This is a genomic window from Streptomyces sp. bgisy027 (assembly GCF_057710365.1).
This window is the reverse complement of record NZ_JBYIVZ010000072.1, coordinates 32,489-48,309: the sequence shown is the minus strand read 5'-3', so window position 1 is coordinate 48,309 and position 15,821 is coordinate 32,489. Positions and strand designations below refer to the sequence as shown.

Annotated in this window: 16 protein-coding genes and 6 pseudogenes; 5 read left to right on the top strand and 17 right to left on the bottom strand. The window is 68.4% G+C overall.

Annotated elements, in window-relative coordinates:
* From AC3ETA_RS43400 to AC3ETA_RS43360, 9 genes and pseudogenes are all read right to left on the bottom strand, one after another.
* Positions 1–358: transposase family protein (locus AC3ETA_RS43400; protein ID WP_432198418.1), on the bottom strand; the 358-nt coding region annotated here is incomplete at its 3' end.
* An 88-nt stretch (positions 359–446) separates the two neighbouring features.
* Entirely contained in the window at positions 447–962 is a 516-nt protein-coding gene (locus AC3ETA_RS43395; protein ID WP_432198417.1) for a hypothetical protein, read from the bottom strand.
* 9 nt (positions 963–971) lie between these two features.
* A pseudogene (locus AC3ETA_RS43390) lies at positions 972–1,232 on the bottom strand (ATP-binding protein); the annotation flags it as partial.
* Between the two features lie 666 nt (positions 1,233–1,898).
* Positions 1,899–2,930 (bottom strand): hypothetical protein, encoded by a 1,032-nt coding sequence (locus AC3ETA_RS43385; protein ID WP_432198416.1) that lies wholly within the window; start codon positions 2,928–2,930, stop codon positions 1,899–1,901.
* A 58-nt stretch (positions 2,931–2,988) separates the two neighbouring features.
* On the bottom strand, positions 2,989–3,216 hold the full coding sequence (locus AC3ETA_RS43380; protein ID WP_432198415.1) for a hypothetical protein: 228 nt from the start codon (positions 3,214–3,216) through the stop codon (positions 2,989–2,991).
* Positions 3,213–3,416, bottom strand: coding sequence for a hypothetical protein (locus AC3ETA_RS43375; RefSeq protein ID WP_432198414.1), 204 nt, complete (start codon positions 3,414–3,416; stop codon positions 3,213–3,215). The genes AC3ETA_RS43380 and AC3ETA_RS43375 overlap by 4 nt, the downstream gene beginning before the upstream one ends.
* A gap of 477 nt (positions 3,417–3,893) precedes the next feature.
* Entirely contained in the window at positions 3,894–4,466 is a 573-nt protein-coding gene (locus tag AC3ETA_RS43370; RefSeq protein WP_432198413.1) for a hypothetical protein, read from the bottom strand.
* Positions 4,466–6,976, bottom strand: a complete 2,511-nt coding sequence (locus AC3ETA_RS43365) for a DnaB-like helicase C-terminal domain-containing protein (protein ID WP_432198412.1) — start codon at positions 6,974–6,976, stop codon at positions 4,466–4,468. The genes AC3ETA_RS43370 and AC3ETA_RS43365 overlap by 1 nt, the downstream gene beginning before the upstream one ends.
* A gap of 480 nt (positions 6,977–7,456) precedes the next feature.
* Positions 7,457–7,679: pseudogene (locus AC3ETA_RS43360) on the bottom strand (hypothetical protein); the annotation flags it as partial.
* Between the two features lie 421 nt (positions 7,680–8,100).
* Here AC3ETA_RS43360 and AC3ETA_RS43355 point away from each other — a divergent pair.
* Complete coding sequence (locus AC3ETA_RS43355; protein ID WP_432198411.1) at positions 8,101–8,739, top strand: hypothetical protein; 639 nt, start codon at positions 8,101–8,103, stop codon at positions 8,737–8,739.
* Positions 8,740–8,776: 37 nt separating this feature from the next.
* On the opposite strand, the pseudogene AC3ETA_RS43350 reads toward AC3ETA_RS43355, so the two are convergent.
* A pseudogene (locus tag AC3ETA_RS43350) lies at positions 8,777–8,935 on the bottom strand (helix-turn-helix domain containing protein); the annotation flags it as partial.
* Positions 8,936–9,055: 120 nt separating this feature from the next.
* Positions 9,056–9,379: a hypothetical protein gene (locus AC3ETA_RS43345; protein WP_432198422.1), complete on the bottom strand. Its 324-nt coding sequence runs from the start codon at positions 9,377–9,379 to the stop codon at positions 9,056–9,058.
* 1 nt (position 9,380) lies between these two features.
* On the opposite strand from AC3ETA_RS43345, the pseudogene AC3ETA_RS43340 reads away from it, so the two are divergent.
* Positions 9,381–9,844: pseudogene (locus AC3ETA_RS43340) on the top strand (IS1380 family transposase); the annotation flags it as partial.
* Positions 9,845–9,967: 123 nt separating this feature from the next.
* Here AC3ETA_RS43340 and AC3ETA_RS43335 read toward each other — a convergent pair.
* The gene (locus AC3ETA_RS43335; RefSeq protein WP_432198410.1) at positions 9,968–10,684 is read right to left on the bottom strand and encodes an NAD(P)-dependent oxidoreductase; all 717 of its coding nucleotides are present in this window, start codon (positions 10,682–10,684) and stop codon (positions 9,968–9,970) included.
* A 103-nt stretch (positions 10,685–10,787) separates the two neighbouring features.
* Here AC3ETA_RS43335 and AC3ETA_RS43330 point away from each other — a divergent pair, with 103 nt between their 5' ends.
* The 3 genes and pseudogenes from AC3ETA_RS43330 to AC3ETA_RS43320 all read left to right on the top strand — a co-directional run.
* Positions 10,788–11,471 (top strand): TetR/AcrR family transcriptional regulator, encoded by a 684-nt coding sequence (locus AC3ETA_RS43330; RefSeq protein WP_432198409.1) that lies wholly within the window; start codon positions 10,788–10,790, stop codon positions 11,469–11,471.
* Between the two features lie 51 nt (positions 11,472–11,522).
* Positions 11,523–11,717, top strand: coding sequence for a hypothetical protein (locus AC3ETA_RS43325; RefSeq protein WP_432198408.1), 195 nt, complete (start codon positions 11,523–11,525; stop codon positions 11,715–11,717).
* A 7-nt stretch (positions 11,718–11,724) separates the two neighbouring features.
* Positions 11,725–12,099 (top strand): annotated as a pseudogene (locus tag AC3ETA_RS43320) (helix-turn-helix transcriptional regulator); the annotation flags it as partial.
* Positions 12,100–12,103: 4 nt separating this feature from the next.
* Here the strand turns inward: AC3ETA_RS43320 and AC3ETA_RS43315 are convergent.
* The 5 genes and pseudogenes from AC3ETA_RS43315 to AC3ETA_RS43295 all read right to left on the bottom strand — a co-directional run bounded on the left by AC3ETA_RS43315 (position 12,104) and on the right by AC3ETA_RS43295 (position 15,787).
* Positions 12,104–12,412: a YdeI/OmpD-associated family protein gene (locus AC3ETA_RS43315; RefSeq protein WP_488187669.1), complete on the bottom strand. Its 309-nt coding sequence runs from the start codon at positions 12,410–12,412 to the stop codon at positions 12,104–12,106.
* Positions 12,404–12,508, bottom strand: a pseudogene (locus AC3ETA_RS43310) (YdeI/OmpD-associated family protein); the annotation flags it as partial. The pseudogene AC3ETA_RS43310 and the gene AC3ETA_RS43315, both read right to left, overlap by 9 nt.
* A gap of 122 nt (positions 12,509–12,630) precedes the next feature.
* Positions 12,631–14,004 (bottom strand): DUF3500 domain-containing protein, encoded by a 1,374-nt coding sequence (locus AC3ETA_RS43305; protein WP_432198406.1) that lies wholly within the window; start codon positions 14,002–14,004, stop codon positions 12,631–12,633.
* A gap of 798 nt (positions 14,005–14,802) precedes the next feature.
* Entirely contained in the window at positions 14,803–15,045 is a 243-nt protein-coding gene (locus tag AC3ETA_RS43300; protein WP_432198405.1) for a hypothetical protein, read from the bottom strand.
* A gap of 88 nt (positions 15,046–15,133) precedes the next feature.
* The gene (locus tag AC3ETA_RS43295; protein ID WP_432198404.1) at positions 15,134–15,787 is read right to left on the bottom strand and encodes a GAP family protein; all 654 of its coding nucleotides are present in this window, start codon (positions 15,785–15,787) and stop codon (positions 15,134–15,136) included.
* Positions 15,788–15,821 lie beyond the last annotated feature (34 nt).

Sequence of the window (15,821 nt, the reverse complement as noted above, 5' to 3'; positions counted from 1 at the left end):
ACTCCTTGACCACCGCCTTGACTTGCCTGGTCAGGTGGGTGGTGCGTCGCTGGTATCGGTCCAGGACTCCGGGCACCTGCTCGCGGAAGGTATGTCGGCAGCCGCGGGTGGGGCACACCAGGCGCCGCACCCGCACACGGACCACCACCCGCCGCCCGTCGACCGGCACGTCAGCCACAGTCCGCCAGCGATAGCCGTGCACCCGCCCCGACGACACCCCGCACACCGGACACGGCGCCATGTTCTGCGGCGTTCGCGCACGCACCACGATCCGCTCACCCTCGTCGACCACGTCGTCTATGACCAGCGGGAACAGGCCCGAAAACACCACCTGGACAAGCTCGTTGACATCCTTCACGCGAATGCCAACGAGGCGTCACGACGCTCCGTCACCACCGAAAGTGAGACAGGGCCGTTAGATTTACACTCCCACATGACAGCAACCGTCAGGAGCCTTGCGTGTCCCTCCTTCGCCACGCATCAGGTCTGTTTCCCCGCCAGCGCTGCCGCTGTTCTGTGCTCGAATGGCGGAGCATCCAAGCATGCAGGGCTTCGATGTCGTGAGCCATCTCGGTATGCGTCGGAATGAGCATCGTGTGGAACGTCGTGTCATACCACCAGGAGAACGTGTCGCCGAACAGGCGCACTGCGTATTCCTTCTGGAGAGCGCCGAACTCGATCGCGATCCAGAGCCGCTGGAAAAAGTAGATGACCTGTTGGAGGTCGGATATGCCTGAGAAACCCAACAGGTCCCGCAGCTCCTGGTAGTCCTTGTCCGCATACTGGTCGACGAGTTCGGCTGCGGCGTGCCGTGCGCGCATCATATCCGGTCCGTGCAGTTCCTGGTGCAGGTCAAAGGTGACGCTCAGTCGACGCTGCCGATCGGCTGACCGCTGGGTCAGGGAAGCTCCCACGAAGACACCGGCAAGGCTTGCCACGACGCCAATGATCGTTTCCATCATGGCCCCAGATCAGCTCGCTGTGGCGTGTTCGGCCTGCGCTTTGGTCTGGGCGAGGCGGTTGGAATCGGTGCCGGTCTCGATGATGTTCCCGCCAAAGGTGACACGGTCGACGATGGCCGCGCAAAGTCGCGGGTCCGTGCACGCCTTGGTCCACCCTCCAAAACGTTCGTTGGAGGCAATGGCGACGCTGTTCTTCTCTTCCCGTTCGGTTAAAACCTGGAACAACAACTCGGCGCCGTGTTTGTCAAGTTCCATGTATCCCAGCGCGTCGGTCATGGCACTTCTCCCTCCGGATTGGGTCGGCCGCCTGGCCGGCGTCGTCGCAGTAACCGGTCGTGGACGGACACGGAGGGCAGCGGCCGGGTGCCCGGCGGCAGGTGCACCAGCCTCCGCTCGGTCAGCGACGTGACTTTCGGCTGCCGGAACCGGTCCGACCCCGCAGGCCCGGACGGCGCCGAGGCCGAGGTGTCGTCCGCCTCCGCGGCCTTGCGGGCCTCCAACGTGACCGCGTCCGAGGTCATCGCTCCCGCTCGCAGGGCTGCGGCGAGTCCGGCGATCAGGGTGCTCGTGGGGCATGTGCCGGCTCCCCAGCAGGACCTCGATCAGCGCTCTCGTGCCGTCCCGGTCGCCGTCGGCCTTGCAGGCAGCGGCCCACCAGGCGTCGTGGACCGGGGTGCACTTCTCGGCGGAACGGACTTGTTCCCGTCTTCCGATCAGCTGCACCGGCACCGAGTAGTGGTTCGTGCGGACGCTGATCTGGCTGTAGCGGTCCACCCCCAGCGCGAACAGCCGGCCCGTCTCGAACGGCTCTGCCGCCAACGGCTTCAGCAACGCCTGTTCCGCGGCGAAGTACACGCCGACCGACCGCGGACGGGAGCGGATCCGCCGAGCGTCGTCCTCCTCGCCGGAATCAACACATTGATGATCTGCAAGCTCTCAGGAGATCCTTCGTGTCTCGAACAAGTAGGTGAACGGGGACTGCGGGGTGGGAGGAGGTGCGAAGCCCGCTGCTGCTCCCAGCGCTCCGAGAACTGCCCCCCAGATATCGGCTTGGTGCAGGGTCCACGCCGCACCAGCGCCCGCAAGTGCCAGCGCCGTTACTGGGCGCCCCCAAGCACGCCGGGCACGGCGAATCTTTGCAGCGTGGTCCGCGATCGACTCTGACCGCTCGTGCAGCATCCGCGGGCGGTCAATTGGTTCGGCGGCCTCAAGGTCACCGACGAACTCCCGAAGGCCTCGAGCGTAGGTTCGGTAGGCCTCGCCGTGTTCGCGCCGATAGTCCAAGATCTCGTCCAAAGGAGCCGCGGATAGGTCCACACCGACGTTCAGGACGTCTTCATGGAGAAGCCGACCTATCCTTTCGGCCCTTGACAGTGCTTGCCCTACTTGCGGCAGCGGGTCGCTTTGCTCTCTGGTCGCCTGACTCAGGTCACCCACCAGATGGATCCGGTGACTGGCCACTTTCGTCTGCGCGGCAAGGCCTAGAGTCAGCAGGACTGCGGCGCGTGCACGCATCGGCATGTCGACCATGTCCGGTCCCAGGTCTGGCCGACGACGGATGATGGTTCCCGAGCGCAGCATCTCGTCCACGATGCGATCGGCGGTAGGGGGATCGGCAGCCATGTGACCCATGGAGATGGACACCGGCCCCGAAAAGTGTCTGCTCGTGATGGAGCCTGAGGAGGACCCTTCCGGGCGACTGCGTATCGCAGCCCGCCGAATGATCTGCGCGGTATCAGCATCCAGCCAGGTCCTCGGCTCGAAGTTGTGCAGCAGACCGGCCTCTTGCAGGGGCTGTGCCAACTCTGCTTCGTGAGTCACCGCCGCCTGGAAGTGTTCTTCGGGCAGAAGAAGGGCGAACCCGTCAAAGAAGAGAAGCAGGCTCTTCAGTTCGCCTACGGACTGAGCATCCCAAATCCAACCCGGATAATAGTGTGCAAGTTCGGGAGGAACCCCCTGAATGGTCATGGAAGGAGTGTGCCAGTACGACGAGCAGTCGGCCGGTGAATCTCGTGAACTGGCGATTTCAAGAAGCTGCCTTGACCGTACGAGCCAGGCTCAACGCGTCCTCCTCTGCTTCATGCGCCCGCTCAGGACGGCAACCCCAACCGATCTTCGCGCCGAAACGCCAGTACTTGGTGAAGCGCTCCAGCGTCAGCTCGGCGTCGATCTCGTCGTTCCACACCGCGTCGAGCCACATCGGGACGGTGTCGAGATGCTCGCAGACCACAACGCTCTCCGGCTGGTGCGTCAAGTAGCGGCGGCTCTTGTCCGCCGAGCGGCCCGCCCGGCCCGTACTTCCCGTAGAGCTGCGCCAGGCGCTCCCCTTTTGGCCTCAGCGAAGGTCTCCAGCTGCCGTACGCAGCCGACCTGTTCTTCGGCGCTGACGCATCTCAGGACGGCCGTGAGGATCTCCTCCGACAGGTCGCGGTTGTAGCCGGTGTGGCCAGTCACGGTATCGAAGATCCGCTCGGCCGCCTCCAACACCCGGTGGCCTGCCCCGCCCCCACGGCCTCGGCCGCCGTGGTCGCGCGGCGTGGCTCCGGGCTCGACATGGCCGACGGCTCCATCGCAGCGACCGTGCGCGCCTGGTGGACGCTGCGGTCAGCGATGTGGGTGAGCCTGCTCATCACTGCCTGGGCGGCACCGACCCGGCCCTTACCGAACTCGTCGCCGCCGCCGACGGGCGCTCAGGCGCCCAGTTCGGGGCCTTCGGCGTGGGCACCTTCCACGGCACCGGCCTCGATCACCGCCAGGAGATGCTGTGCCTCCCCCGACCTGCACCTGCGGCTGTAAGGAGATCGGCCACACTGCGGCGGGCGTCCGCGTCCGCGGGCGCGGGCACGGGCACGGGCACGGGCACGGTGATCAGTGGTAACGCGGGCCGTTCAGGCTTTGTGCTCATGCTCGGGGTGGGTCCCCTCTGGTGTCTTACCTGAGCTCGACGGAGTACGAGCTGCCGTCGAAGGTCCATCCGTCGGTGCCTTCGCCGATGTCCTGCACGATGACGTCGTCGATGAAGTGGTCCTCGAAGTCATCGTCGGTGAGTTCGCCGGCCATCCAGAGCTCCTCGATCGCGTTCCAGTCGCCCCGGCTCCCGTCGATCCGCAGGGGCGCGGCGTCCCGAGTTCCGCGCTGGCGCCGGTCGCTGCCCGTGGTGACCCAGCCGCTGATCTCGTACTGGCCGTCCTTGACGCGGTCTGGGATCGGTTCGGCAGGGACGATGGCGACGTTCTCGTATGCAGCGTGGATGAGGTCGCGGTAGCCGCGGCGGACGTTGTACTCCGGATCCGACAGCCACGCGAGCAGCGTCTTGACGGTCACGTCGAGACCGGCATCCTCCAGGGCCTGGTAGCCGCGGTGGGTTCCGGTGAGCTGACTGAGCTGGGCGTGCCAGTGCTTGGCGTTGTACGACGACAGCCGGTGCCTGGGGGTGACCTGGCCACGCAGAAGGTCACCAAGGGCGGCGCCCAGGGATCCTCCGTGGCCAGTGGGCCCGGCCATCAGTCGTCGCCCTCGGGAATGACCTCGCCGGCCTGGACGAACTTGGCCTTGACCTCGCCGAAGCCAGTACCGATCCGGTACGTGTCCGGAGGCGTGTCGGGCGGCGTCCAGAAGACGGCCGCGTCGACGTTACGCAGGGCGATGAGCGTGTGGCCTTCCTGGACCGCCTTGAAGGCCGTGGTCCAGTGACGGACGGAGGCCTCGGCGACCATGCTCATGCGCCAGTCCGGCCGCCAGAACGGGGACTTCTGCTCCTCGCGCTTGGGCCACAGCAGGCGCAGCGCGATGGACAGCCGGGTCTTGTACGCCTTGTACGGCTCGCCGCCGGCCTGCACGAGTTCCATGCGGGCCTGGCGGGCGGCGGCGTAGAAGGGCTTGAACAGGGACTCGTTGGCCTTGCCGGTCCAGGAGTTGTGGATGGTCGGCATCGCGGCGAGGTGGCCGTCGCGGACGAGCCTCTCCAACTGCTTGATGTGCGGGGTGGTGACCCACACGCGGCCCTGGGCGTCGGGCCGGTCGATGATCCGGCCCAGCGGGTGGGGCATGTCGGTGCGGGTCCACTTCGGGATGTCGATGAGGTAGATCCCGGCGCCGCCCTTGTCGAATGCGGCAAGGGGCCCGGTGTGCAGGAGCTTGTTCGGGGCCAGAGGAACGGCCGAACACGCCGACGGGTAGGACCCGTTGCGGTCAATCAGGCACAGCACGCCCGCCCCGAACCCGGCAGGAACATCGAGCTGATCACGTCGCACCCGCTTGCCGTTCGCCCTGATGAAGGGCACCCGTGTGCTGCTGACATCGGGGTGGACCCACCGCGGCTCGCCGTCCATGTGCTCACTGATCAGTGGCCACGGACCGCTCTCCCGCTCGTCCGTGCGGATGACCTTGATCGGGTGCATCTTCGAGCGGTCGACCGCGTCCTTGAGGATCCTCAGGGCAGGGAAGACATGGCCCTTGGGCTCGTCGTCCTCATCTCCTGGCGCCAGATCGACCCGGTCGTCGTCCCGGTCCTCCGTGACGTCTTCGCGCGCCCGCTCACTGTTCGCTGGGACTTGGAGGCTCCTCTCGGTCGCAGGGTCCTGGCCGGTGCTGCCGGAGGTGCCAACGGAAACGGGTGAGGTGAAGGCGCGTAGCGCGCCGGCGAGGCGGTGTCCTTCGTGAGTCTTCGGCAACTGCGGTGCGGCTGCAGCGGCCTGAAGCAGGGAGGGCAGGATCGCCTTCAGGGTCTTCTGATCATGGTTGGCGACGGCGGTACGCCAGGCCGCCAGCTCGTGGGTGAGGGCGGCGGGGATCCCCTGATGCCCACCGGAGGTGTAAGGGAGGGCGGCTTCGGCCAGATCCAGAGCTGCCGTTCCGCTGCCGGCCGCAGGCACCGAGGCAGCAGGGCCGGGGGCATGGTCACTGGTCCCGGCGTCCGCGTCGAGGAAGCGGGCGTGGAGCAGGTCGGGCTGCAGGTAGGCCGAACCGACGGTGCCGAGGTCGCGTTCAGCAATGGTGATGTGGACCTGGGCGGGGTTCGCGGTCACGGCAAGCGTCAGGAGGACGTCGGCATCCAGGAGGCTCAGGAGCGTGGGATCGTCACTGTCCACGACGGCCAGAACAGGGACAGGCAGAGAGCGGGCGAGGGCCGCCAGAACCTGGGAGGCGTCCGGCAGACGGTCCCCGGACAGCGGAAGCCGAGCGCTGTGGGCAGCCTGGAGCCGGTCCACCACCACGAGGGCCAGGTCATCCACGTGCGGAGCGGTGTCCGCGATCGCCTCGGCAGTCAGGCCGCTGCCGTCATCGATCAGCAGCGGGGCCTGGCCCAGTTGCTGTGCGACCTCCTGCTCGTGCGGGGTGAACCGGCCCTGCTTCAGGCGGGGGTAGTCGCCACTCGTTTCCGCCGCGAGGATCCGGCGGAAGATGTCATCCCGGTTCGGCCCGGACGCGGCGTACAGGACGCGATGCTTGTCGACGAGCGCAGTCCGCCGGGCCGCGGCCAGCCCCAGCAGGCTCCCGCCGACGTTCGGCGGTGCAGCCACCACTGTCAGCCGGCCTGCCGGCAAACGGCCGACGACGCTGTCCAACCCGGGCAGCCCGAACATGGGGCCTGCGGCAGGACTGGCAGTGAGCATCGCACCGATGGCGTCGCCGAGCGTGGCAAGCCTACGGTGCACGCTGCGCTCGTGAGTGCCGGTCACCACGCCTCCTCCAGTCGCCGCGAGCGCGGCCGGGTCGGGCCAAGAGGTTCCAACGGCAGGGTCGACTGGCAGCAGGACCGCGACCGGTGTGGTGCCACGCCGCAGCAACTGCGGCGCGCCCTGAGCCGCTTTGGTGACGAGCTCGCCGAACCTGCTCTGGGCCGCGCTGAGGGTGTGGGACGGGAGTGCCTCTCCCTGCCGGGCTGCCGGAAGCCGGTCAAGCGGGGCCAGCAGAGCGCGATCCTGCCGCTTGTGGATCAGTGTGGTGCGCCCGTCCTCCTCGACACGCTTGACCAGGGCATAGAGATCACTCCGCGCCTCGGTCGCATTCATCGCGACTTGACCGTATCCCAACTGGCCCACTCACCCTCCCATGCCAGCTCGTGCACACCGATACTATCGACGATCCACTCTCTTCAAGGGTCTCACTCGCACTGTTTCGCAAGATCAGTGACTCGCTCAACGCAATCTCGGTGTGGATTGCCCCGTACCGGTCTCTGCTGTCTGTTCAGCACGAGCCACGCCATCCACACCTGCCAGGGATGCCGGGCCGGTAGAAGCCCCTCGATCCGTGTTCGGCCGTCCGCAACCGCGTCAGCGTCATCCTCGCGCTGCCCCACGACAGCAGCCTCCAGTGCCCAATCACCCATGGCTCGCTCGAAGTCCCCTCCGGCAGCACCTCGCGCCGGCCCTCCGCCAGGTGGCTGTACCAGGCGACCGCTCCACGCCCTCGCTGTTAATGCGGCCCCACCCAGAGGACGGCGCCCTCCTCGACCACGGTCGCACTTGGCGCTCTGCTCCGGCTGCTGCTCTGTCGGACCCGTAGGCGGTGTAGCGGTAAGCGACCTTGGTGTCGCCGGTGTCGTCGGTCAGGGTCTCGACGTCGGTGTGGCCGTAGTAGCCGTCCTCGGTCGTGCCGTCGCCGTTGCGCTTGATCTGCGACAGGCGCTCACCCCCGGGGGGGCTGAACTCGTACGACTTTGGTCAGCGAGTCGGCGACCTTCTCCTCCAGGACCTCAAAGGAGAGGCCCGGGTACGCGAGACATCCACAGCCAACACCATCCGGCCCTCCGCCGCCCCCGGCATTGGCACCTCCACCAGGACACTCCCCTCAGCAGACCGGGGAACTCCCCCGACCGGCCGGTGACCACACGCACTCTGCAGACATGGCGGCACGGCCGCAAGACCGACGAGGTGTTCTGACAACTGCCCAAGCAGCAGGCCCAGTCGCGTTCCGCCGCTACCTCGCGGACACCAGCCATGAGAGTTGTGAGGCTGTCTCAAGAGTAAGAAGTCGCCACCTGGTACGAACAACCAGCGCTGCTTGTCCGTACCATCTGTGCACCGAGGCATCATGCACGACTTCCTGCCAGGCCGCCTAGACCTCCCCCAAGCGGGCTGTCACTTCCATGTGGTGCAGCCCGCAGGACGTTCATTCACCGAGAAAGGCCAGTCCCATGCCCGAGACAACGACTCGCGCCACAGAACTGACATCCCACTACGTCGCCCAGGTGACAAGCGACCTCGAACGCAATGCGAAAGAGCAGGAACGTATCACCGCGGAGATCGCCTCCCTGCAAGAGCAGCTTGCCGCGGTGCAGCACGACCACGCAGTGCTGGTGAACGTGCAGCAGGCGCTCGGCATCACCCAGGCGCCGGCCCACTCCGAAGCCGAGGCCGAGAGCGCCACGGTCCCCTCACCCCGGCAAAACACCGGCGCCGCACGCGGTGGGAAGACGGCCCGCAAGTCCACCGCCACACCGAAGAAGGCAGCAGCCAAGAAGGCAGCAGCCAAGAAGCCCGTTGCCAAGCCGGCCGATGCCGCGAAGGCGACCCAGCCCACCCTCGTCGAACTCATCCGCCGCCACCTCCTCGAGTTGAAGGAACCGCGCTCGGCTGCGGAGATCTCCGCCGCGCTCGGCCAGGCCCACCCCGAGCGCCAGTTCGCGGACAAGGTCGTACGCGTCACGCTCGAAGGGCTCGTGGCCAAGAGCCAGGCAGAGCGCACCAAGCAAGGAAGGTCTGTCTTCTACACCGCGCCCAAGTCAGCAGCAGTTCCTGAGGCCGAGGCACAGCACGCAGAGACTGAGCGCTGACAGCTCCGCGTGGAGGGGCAGTTGCCTTCAGGTCCGGTCAGGGGCGGCGCCAGGTACGGACCTCCAGATGGATGATGTGGGCGTCCGGGCGGATGCGTCCGGTCTCGACCAGCCACAGGTGCACGGCGGCGGTGACGTCGCCGCCTGCAGCATCGACGCGGCAGGCGAAGTCGGCGGCGTCAAAGCCGCCGGTCTGCGGCGCTGGCCTCGGACAGATCACCGAAGAACTGAACGGGTCCATGCTCAAGCTCAACCCACAGGGCCCTGATCTCATCATCTCGTCCCTGTCGGAAGCGTCCTACGGCATGAGCCGGAGCTACTCCGGATCGTGCTCGGGACCTCCGAAATCAGGGCTGACGAAGTCTGGGCTGGTGAAGCTCGGGCGCGCCTCCGGCTCGGTTTCGTCCTCCGCGCTGCTGAGGCCGGGGCGGCTGTATCCGAGGTGTGGGATACGGCCGCGCAGGGATGCGGCTCTGTCGGGTGCCGGCGTCGTGCTGAAGTCGGCGAGCGCGTCCCGCAGGAAGGAGATGATGCCGCGTTCCAGCAGGGCTTCGCGCCAGGCTTCCCGTGCCCGGTTCACCTCGGCGCTGAACTCGCCGGCCGTCTCGGTCTCCGTCCCGTTGCGCAGTGCGTGGAGCAAGGTGAAGAGGCGTATCGGGTCGTGCCCGCGTGTCCGCGTCGAGGGCGGCGGCCGGGCGGTCTCGCGGGCCGGGGGCGTGCCGCTGGTCGAGACCGTCCGCGGCCAGCTTGGACACCGCGATATCAGCGGCGCTGACGCCGTGGTGGAAGGCTCGGGCGGTGCACATCCGGGCCAGATCTACTGGACGCGGCTCGGGCAGTCGCACTGGGCGGGGACTGCCCAGCCAACGCGGGATCGCACACGGCGGCCGACCACATCACCGTCGTCCAACTGGCCCTGGCCCAGCTGCCGAAGAGGAACCGGCGCGGGCGCCGGACCCTGATCCGCACCGACTCCGCGGGCTGCACCCACGACTTCGTCGCCTGGCTCGCTCAGCGAGGACAGCGGCTGTCCTACTCGGGCGGTATGGCGATCACGAGGCGATCCACCGGCCGTCGGCGCATCCTCCGCCGCCCCTGCACCGCCCCGCCGGCAAGTCCTCCGGTGCCCTGGTGGTGGAGGCAGCGTCCACCGGTCGGCCGCGCCTGTGTCCGGGCTGCATGCCGATGGCCGACTCGGGTTGTTCGCACCACCACCTGTCCAGCATGGCTAGGCGTGGTCATGAGGGCCGCCGGTGTGGGCGAGGGCACTGGCTGTTCGGCAGCCGACGATCGCCGGGGCTTCCTGGACGAGCATGTCGTTGGTGAGCGCCTCCACCATGAACAGCGCAAAGTCCACCCGGCGCGTCAGGTTGCTGGACAGTACCGGGTCACCCACGTGCCGGCTCCACACGGGCAGGCCCTGGCTCTCGCCCTCCTCCAGGGAGCTGCCGCGCACCACGGTCCACCGGGTGTCGCTGGCGAACACCCGTCGGCACGCCTCGACCTGGTCGTCGATCTCGACGGCGCGGACGAGCTTGCCCAGCACCGCGGCGGTCCGGACGCCCATGGTGAACGTCCGTGAGTACTTGTCCTTGCCGTCACGCGAGATGTGCCAGCCGCAGGAGAAGACCAGGCGAGCGCCGGGACGTGCGTGGTCGAGAACCGCCTGCGCCGTACCCGACGCGTACTGCTGCACGCCCCAGGGCACCAGGACCGTCAAAACGCCGTCGCACCCGGCGACCGCCCGCCGGATCACATCCGGGTCGTTCGTGGGTCCGGGGACGACGGTCATCCGGCCTTCGAATGCGGCCAGCTTCGGCACGCTGCGCTCCCTGCACACGCCGACCACCTCGTAGCCGCGTTCCAGCGCGTGCCTGGCCATGTACTGCCCGAGCTTCCCCGAAGCCCCGACGATGCAGACCCTCTTCACTCGATCCGTGCCCATCGCCCAGCCCTTTCACCAGATGTCCACCTTACGTCGTAAGGCAAGCTAGCCTTATGCTGTAAGGTAGTCAAGAGGAGCCGAAGGGAAAGAGAAGGATGGGAGCATGCGCGAGAGAGGCAAGGACCGACGCGGGACGTCAGCGCGCACTCCGCTCAGCCGGGAGCGCGTGATCCGCACAGCGGTGGCGGTGGCGGACGAGAAGGGGGCGGCCGCGCTTACCATGCGCGCCATCGCCGAACCGCTGGGCGTCGAGGCGATGTCGCTCTACCACCACGTGGCAGGCCGGGAAGACATCCTCGACGGCATGGTGGACACGGTATTCAGCGAGATCGACCTACCGGCACTCGAAACGGAGTGGAAGAGCGCCATGCGCCACCGCGCGGAATCCGCCCGTGCCGTCCTCAGGCGCCATCCCTGGGCCATCGGCCTCATGGACTCCCGCGCCCGGCCCGGCCCGGCGACCCTGCGTCACCACGATGCCGTCATCGGAGCGCTGCGAACTGGAGGGTTCTCCGTCCCCATGGCCGCGCACGCGGTCTCACTGATCGACAGTTACCTGTACGGCTTCGTGCTCCAGGAACTGAGCCTGCCGTTCACAGGCGCGGCAGAGCCGGACGAGGTCGCGGGCGCCATCCTGCGCGAGATGCCCGCCGGCGCCTACCCCCACCTCACCGAACTGGCCGCCGAGCACGTTCTCAAGCCCGGCTACGACTACGCCGACGAATTCGCCTTCGGTCTCACCCTGATCCTCGATGCCCTCCACCCGGACGAGACCACGAGCACCTAGGCCGACTCGTTGGATCACTCCCGCGGCGAGGTTGTCGGTGATGATGTCCGTGTGACCAACCGCGTCAGCGCTCTGATCTCGGCCTTCGGTGTTCCTGCAAGCACGGTGTTGCTCGCCGGCGCCGTTCGCGAGTACCGCTCCGGGGCATCGGCTCTCTGGATCGCGGCTGGAGCTGCGATCTTCCTCAGTGCCTTGTACGCGCTCGTGCGGGACGTGCGACGACTGCGTACAGGGCAGGCGACCTGACCGGCTGGTGGCCATCCTTCTCATGCTGCAACGGCGCGAGCAGGTGACGGCGGCAGAGGTGTCCCGAGAGCTGGAGGTCTCCGAGCGCACCGCCCGCCGCGACCTCGACGCCCTGGCCATGGCCGGGGTGCCCGTGTATTCCGTGCAGGGCCGAGGCGGCGGCTGGCGCCTCGTGGGCGGCGCCCGTACCAACCTGTCCGGGTTGACCGCCAGTGAGGCCCGCGCCCTGTTCCTGGCTGTCGGCCCGGCCTCGGCTGCGACGCCGGCCGTGAAAGCAGCTCTGCGCAAGCTCGTCCATGCTCTGCCGGAGCCCTTCCGGGTGCAGGCCGAGGCAGCAGCGTCGTCGCTGGTCACAGACCCGCAACGACGTTCCGGCAGACGCCCGGTCACGACGTCGGCGGGCCCGCCGGCTTGGCCCGCTGCGGGTGGACCGTCTCGTGCCGGACCAGCATCGCCACGCACTCGGCGATCTTCCGGGTGCGTGTCTCGGCCCGCTTGACGGCATTGACCCGGCTGATGAGGGCGAAGCGATTGGTCCTGGTGAGCACCACGAACATCGCCTGCGCCGCTGGGTCGGCGGCGATCGCGGCCCGCAGGTCGGCCGGCACCTCCGCTTCCGACGACGGCGCATAGGCGGCCGTCCACCGCCCGTCGGCCTTCGCGGCGTCCACCGCGGCGCGGCCGGCGGGCAGCATCAGGCCGGCCGCCTCCAACCGGGCCACGTTGGCGACGTTGCGTAGGGACCAGACGCTGCGGGGCCGGCGCGGGGTGAACCGCCTCCAGGAACTCCCCTCGTCGCGCTTCCAGCGTCCGCGCCCGGCACTGCGATGCCTCCGGCTTCACCTGGCGGGCACCACAATGACGGCGCCCGCCCGGCGCCCCTCAGGCCCTCCGTCGCGGAGTGGACCCGGTGTCAGTGGTCGTGCGCCAGGTGGAGCTTGAGCAGGTCCACACCGTAGTCGTTGCCGTTGGGGGTGCGGATGATGGTGTGGATGTGCTGCTGGGTGGGAGTTCCGTTCGGGCCGCCCATGCCGCCGCCCGACCCGGCCGTCGCCGAGGCGGAGGCCGTCGCCGACGGGGTGGGGGAGGCTGAGCCGGCGTCCTCGTCCTCGTGGTAGGCGAGCGGCGACTCGGCGTCGTACTCGATCAGCACGACCGGGGAATGCACCCGGTAGTAGAACGCGGAGTGGTCCTCGGTCTCGCCGATCCAGTAGAAGTACGTGTCGTCGAGGTGCTTCTCGATGTCCCGCAGCCAGATCCGGGAGTGCCCCTCGTCGATGGTGCCGGTGTAGACCTCGACCAGTTCGAGCAGCAGCTTCTGCTGCTTGCGGTTCAGCTCCGATCCTTTGAGGCCCTTGTAGGGCAGGACAGCATTGTCGTTGCCCGCGCCGACGGTCAGGTTGGCGCCGGTCTTCTCCTCGCTGCCCGGCGCCGCGACGGCGAGCTGGGGGTCGTTCAGCGAGCGCACCATCTTGAGGCCCGCGGCGGTCTCCTCGCGGAAGAGGTGGTAGTCCACGCCGTCGTACGTGATCTTCGTGGGCTCGGAGCCGCGGAAGGTCGGGGTGGCGACGACCTGGTCGCCGAGGACGAAGTAGTTGATGACCAGGTGGTGGCCCTCGAACTGGAAGCCCCAGGGGTCGGTCGCCGACGGGGTGCCCATGATCGTGAACCAGTAGGCGTCGTAGTTGAGGGCCTTCGCGGTGTCGCCGCTGTACTCGCCGAGGAAGTGGTTGAGCTTGCGGATCTGGGTGGCGTTCTCCAGCCCGCGTGCCGACAGTGCGGCCTTGAGCAGCTTGACGGCGAGCTTGTACTGCTTCTCCGTCATGTCGCGCAGGGCGAGGCCCTCGCGGTCGTTGGCGTCGACGTTGGTCCACTCGAGCCACTGGTCGGCGTCGATGTCGAAGAGTGTGGCCGACTTCTGCTCGCCGGTCAGCGCGTTCACGAAGGCTGCCCCGGCGCGGACCACTGGCGTGGTGGAGACGCCGGTGCGGTGGATCGCGTACAGGTCACCGAGGACAGTGCCGTCGGTGGTGACGCCGACGAAATCGTCGTACGCGATCGTCTGTCCGAAGCCGCCACCGGACGGCGGGCCGGACGGGGAGGCGCTCGCCGCGGCGTCGGCGGTCGCGGAGGACGTCTCCTCCGCGACGGCCCGGCCGGCGGCGTAGCCGCCCATGACCGCGACGGCGGAGACGCCGCCTGCGAGGAGGGCCTTGTTCATGAACCAGCGGCGGGAGCGGTGGGCCGCCTGCGTTCTCGGCTTGTGTCCGTGCTCTGAGTTGACCATACCACCGACAATTTCGTTGACAATTAGGTCTCGCATAGCAGCAGCCTGTCAGCCGCATAGGAGTTCACTCCCCCTTCGCCCCAGGCTGCTGTATCGCGTCAAGCCGCTTGAGGAAGATCCTTGGGTTTCGTCCCGGTGCTCTGGTCCAAGCGCTCACGCGACAGAAGGACGTCGCAGCGGTCGAGCCATGGTGCGAGACCAACGGCAACGGCGCCAAGAAGCAATGACGCCGTCGGCCCGCAGGGCCCGCACCGTCGCGCTCGCGGCGGCCGTACTCGCTGCCGCGCTGCTTACCGCCGGATGCGGACCGGACACTGCCCCGTCAGGCAACAGCGCACCGGTACCGCGTACTTCGGCGCCGTCCACCGCCGATCCGGCCGCTCCGGCCGCTCCGGCCGCTCCGGCCGCTCCGGCCGAGATGCAAAGGCTCCTCGACTCCGCCGAATCCGCAGCCGACGGCGCAGAGACGGATGCCGCAGCGGACGACTGACATGATCCGCCTCGCCGCCCCCGCGCGGGACCGCCAGTTCGCGAACCGCTCGGGCCGGCGCCACGTGGGGAGCGGCGTCTTCCCGGGAGTATCGGGAGAGTGTGCCGTCATCCCCCTGCCGCCGGTGCGGCACACTCCCTCGGGCAGCCGAGACAGGGCCGGCAGAACGGCAGAGGGCCCCGGCGGTGTGATCGCCGGGGTCCTTCGTGCTGTGCCGGCTCCGTCGCGGCGTGGGCTGCGGGCCCGGGTGAAGTGCCCGCTCCGCCGCCGCCGAAGTGACGGGCGGTCCATGGTTGCAGCACCGTCCCTCACGCACGTGCGCTCGCAGGACGCCGGCTCGCCCTGACCCGGGCCGCCTGACCGCGTCGCCTGCCTTCGGCGCGTTCACGGTCGCGGAAGCGACGGGATTCCTCGCAGCGGCGGATGCTGGTCAGTGCTGAGGCGTGGGAGACGCCGGCCGTGGCGAGTTGGGCGGTGCGGGCCCGCTGGACCCCCGGGTGCGGTCGTGCCCGGACCACGGCGGTGACGGTGGAGATCTTCAGCTCGGACACCCGCTCATCGGCGGGCCGCAACGTGGTGGGGCGAGGCGGGGCTCGCGCTCGGTCGCCGAGATCAGCCGCGCCCTCGGGTTCGGCGGTGTCACAGTCCGCCGACGCCGTTGGCGATCAGCACCAGCCCGACCACGGTGATCACCAGCACGACGATCGTGGTGTTGTGGGTCCTGAGCCATGCCTTCGCCTCGTGGAGCGGACCGAGTATCCGTACGCCCACCAGCACGCGCAGCAGCGGTGGTAGCGCCACGGTGGACGAACCGATCAGGGTGAACACGGCGACTGCCGTGATCGTCCCCCAGGTGGTCAGTGCGGCCGAGCCGATCGACATACCCCCGGCGGCGGCCAGCAGAAGTATCTTCGGATTGGCCGCCGACAGGAGCAGTCCGAGCCGCAGAGCCCGGCCCCACGTGGCCCTGTCCAGCGCCCGCATCCACGCGGGATCCGTCCTTTCTCCCCGTGTGCACCACCGCCGCACGGCGACGAGCAGCAGGAGGACGCCGAGACCGATCCGGGCCCATGAGGCCCAGGAGGGAGGCTCGGCAGGGATACGGGCCGCGGAGGCCAGTTTCGTGAACAGGAAGGCGGCTGTGGCGATGCCGGCCGTCCAGCCTGCGAGGAAGGCGCCACCTGCCGCCGCGGGCCGGGGGGCGAGGAGCAGCAGGATCGCGGGGACGACGGGAAACGGCGAGAGGGCGATGCCGAGTGCCGCAGGCGCTATGTCACCGGTCACCGATCCCACTCGCGACCTCCCCGGTGCGGCGATCGGCGAAGAG

Coding starts and splice junctions, on each gene's coding strand:
- AC3ETA_RS43330 (WP_432198409.1), top strand. CDS start 10,788: ATGCGCGAGAGAGGCAAGGACCGACGCGGGACGTCAGCGCGCACTCCG.
- AC3ETA_RS43395 (WP_432198417.1), bottom strand. CDS start 962: ATGATGGAAACGATCATTGGCGTCGTGGCAAGCCTTGCCGGTGTCTTC.
- AC3ETA_RS43315 (WP_488187669.1), bottom strand. CDS start 12,412: ATGCTGCCCGCCGGCCGCGCCGCGGTGGACGCCGCGAAGGCCGACGGG.
- AC3ETA_RS43370 (WP_432198413.1), bottom strand. CDS start 4,466: ATGGCCGGGCCCACTGGCCACGGAGGATCCCTGGGCGCCGCCCTTGGT.
- AC3ETA_RS43385 (WP_432198416.1), bottom strand. CDS start 2,930: ATGACCATTCAGGGGGTTCCTCCCGAACTTGCACACTATTATCCGGGT.
- AC3ETA_RS43355 (WP_432198411.1), top strand. CDS start 8,101: ATGCCCGAGACAACGACTCGCGCCACAGAACTGACATCCCACTACGTC.
- AC3ETA_RS43335 (WP_432198410.1), bottom strand. CDS start 10,684: ATGGGCACGGATCGAGTGAAGAGGGTCTGCATCGTCGGGGCTTCGGGG.
- AC3ETA_RS43305 (WP_432198406.1), bottom strand. CDS start 14,004: ATGGTCAACTCAGAGCACGGACACAAGCCGAGAACGCAGGCGGCCCAC.
- AC3ETA_RS43365 (WP_432198412.1), bottom strand. CDS start 6,976: ATGAATGCGACCGAGGCGCGGAGTGATCTCTATGCCCTGGTCAAGCGT.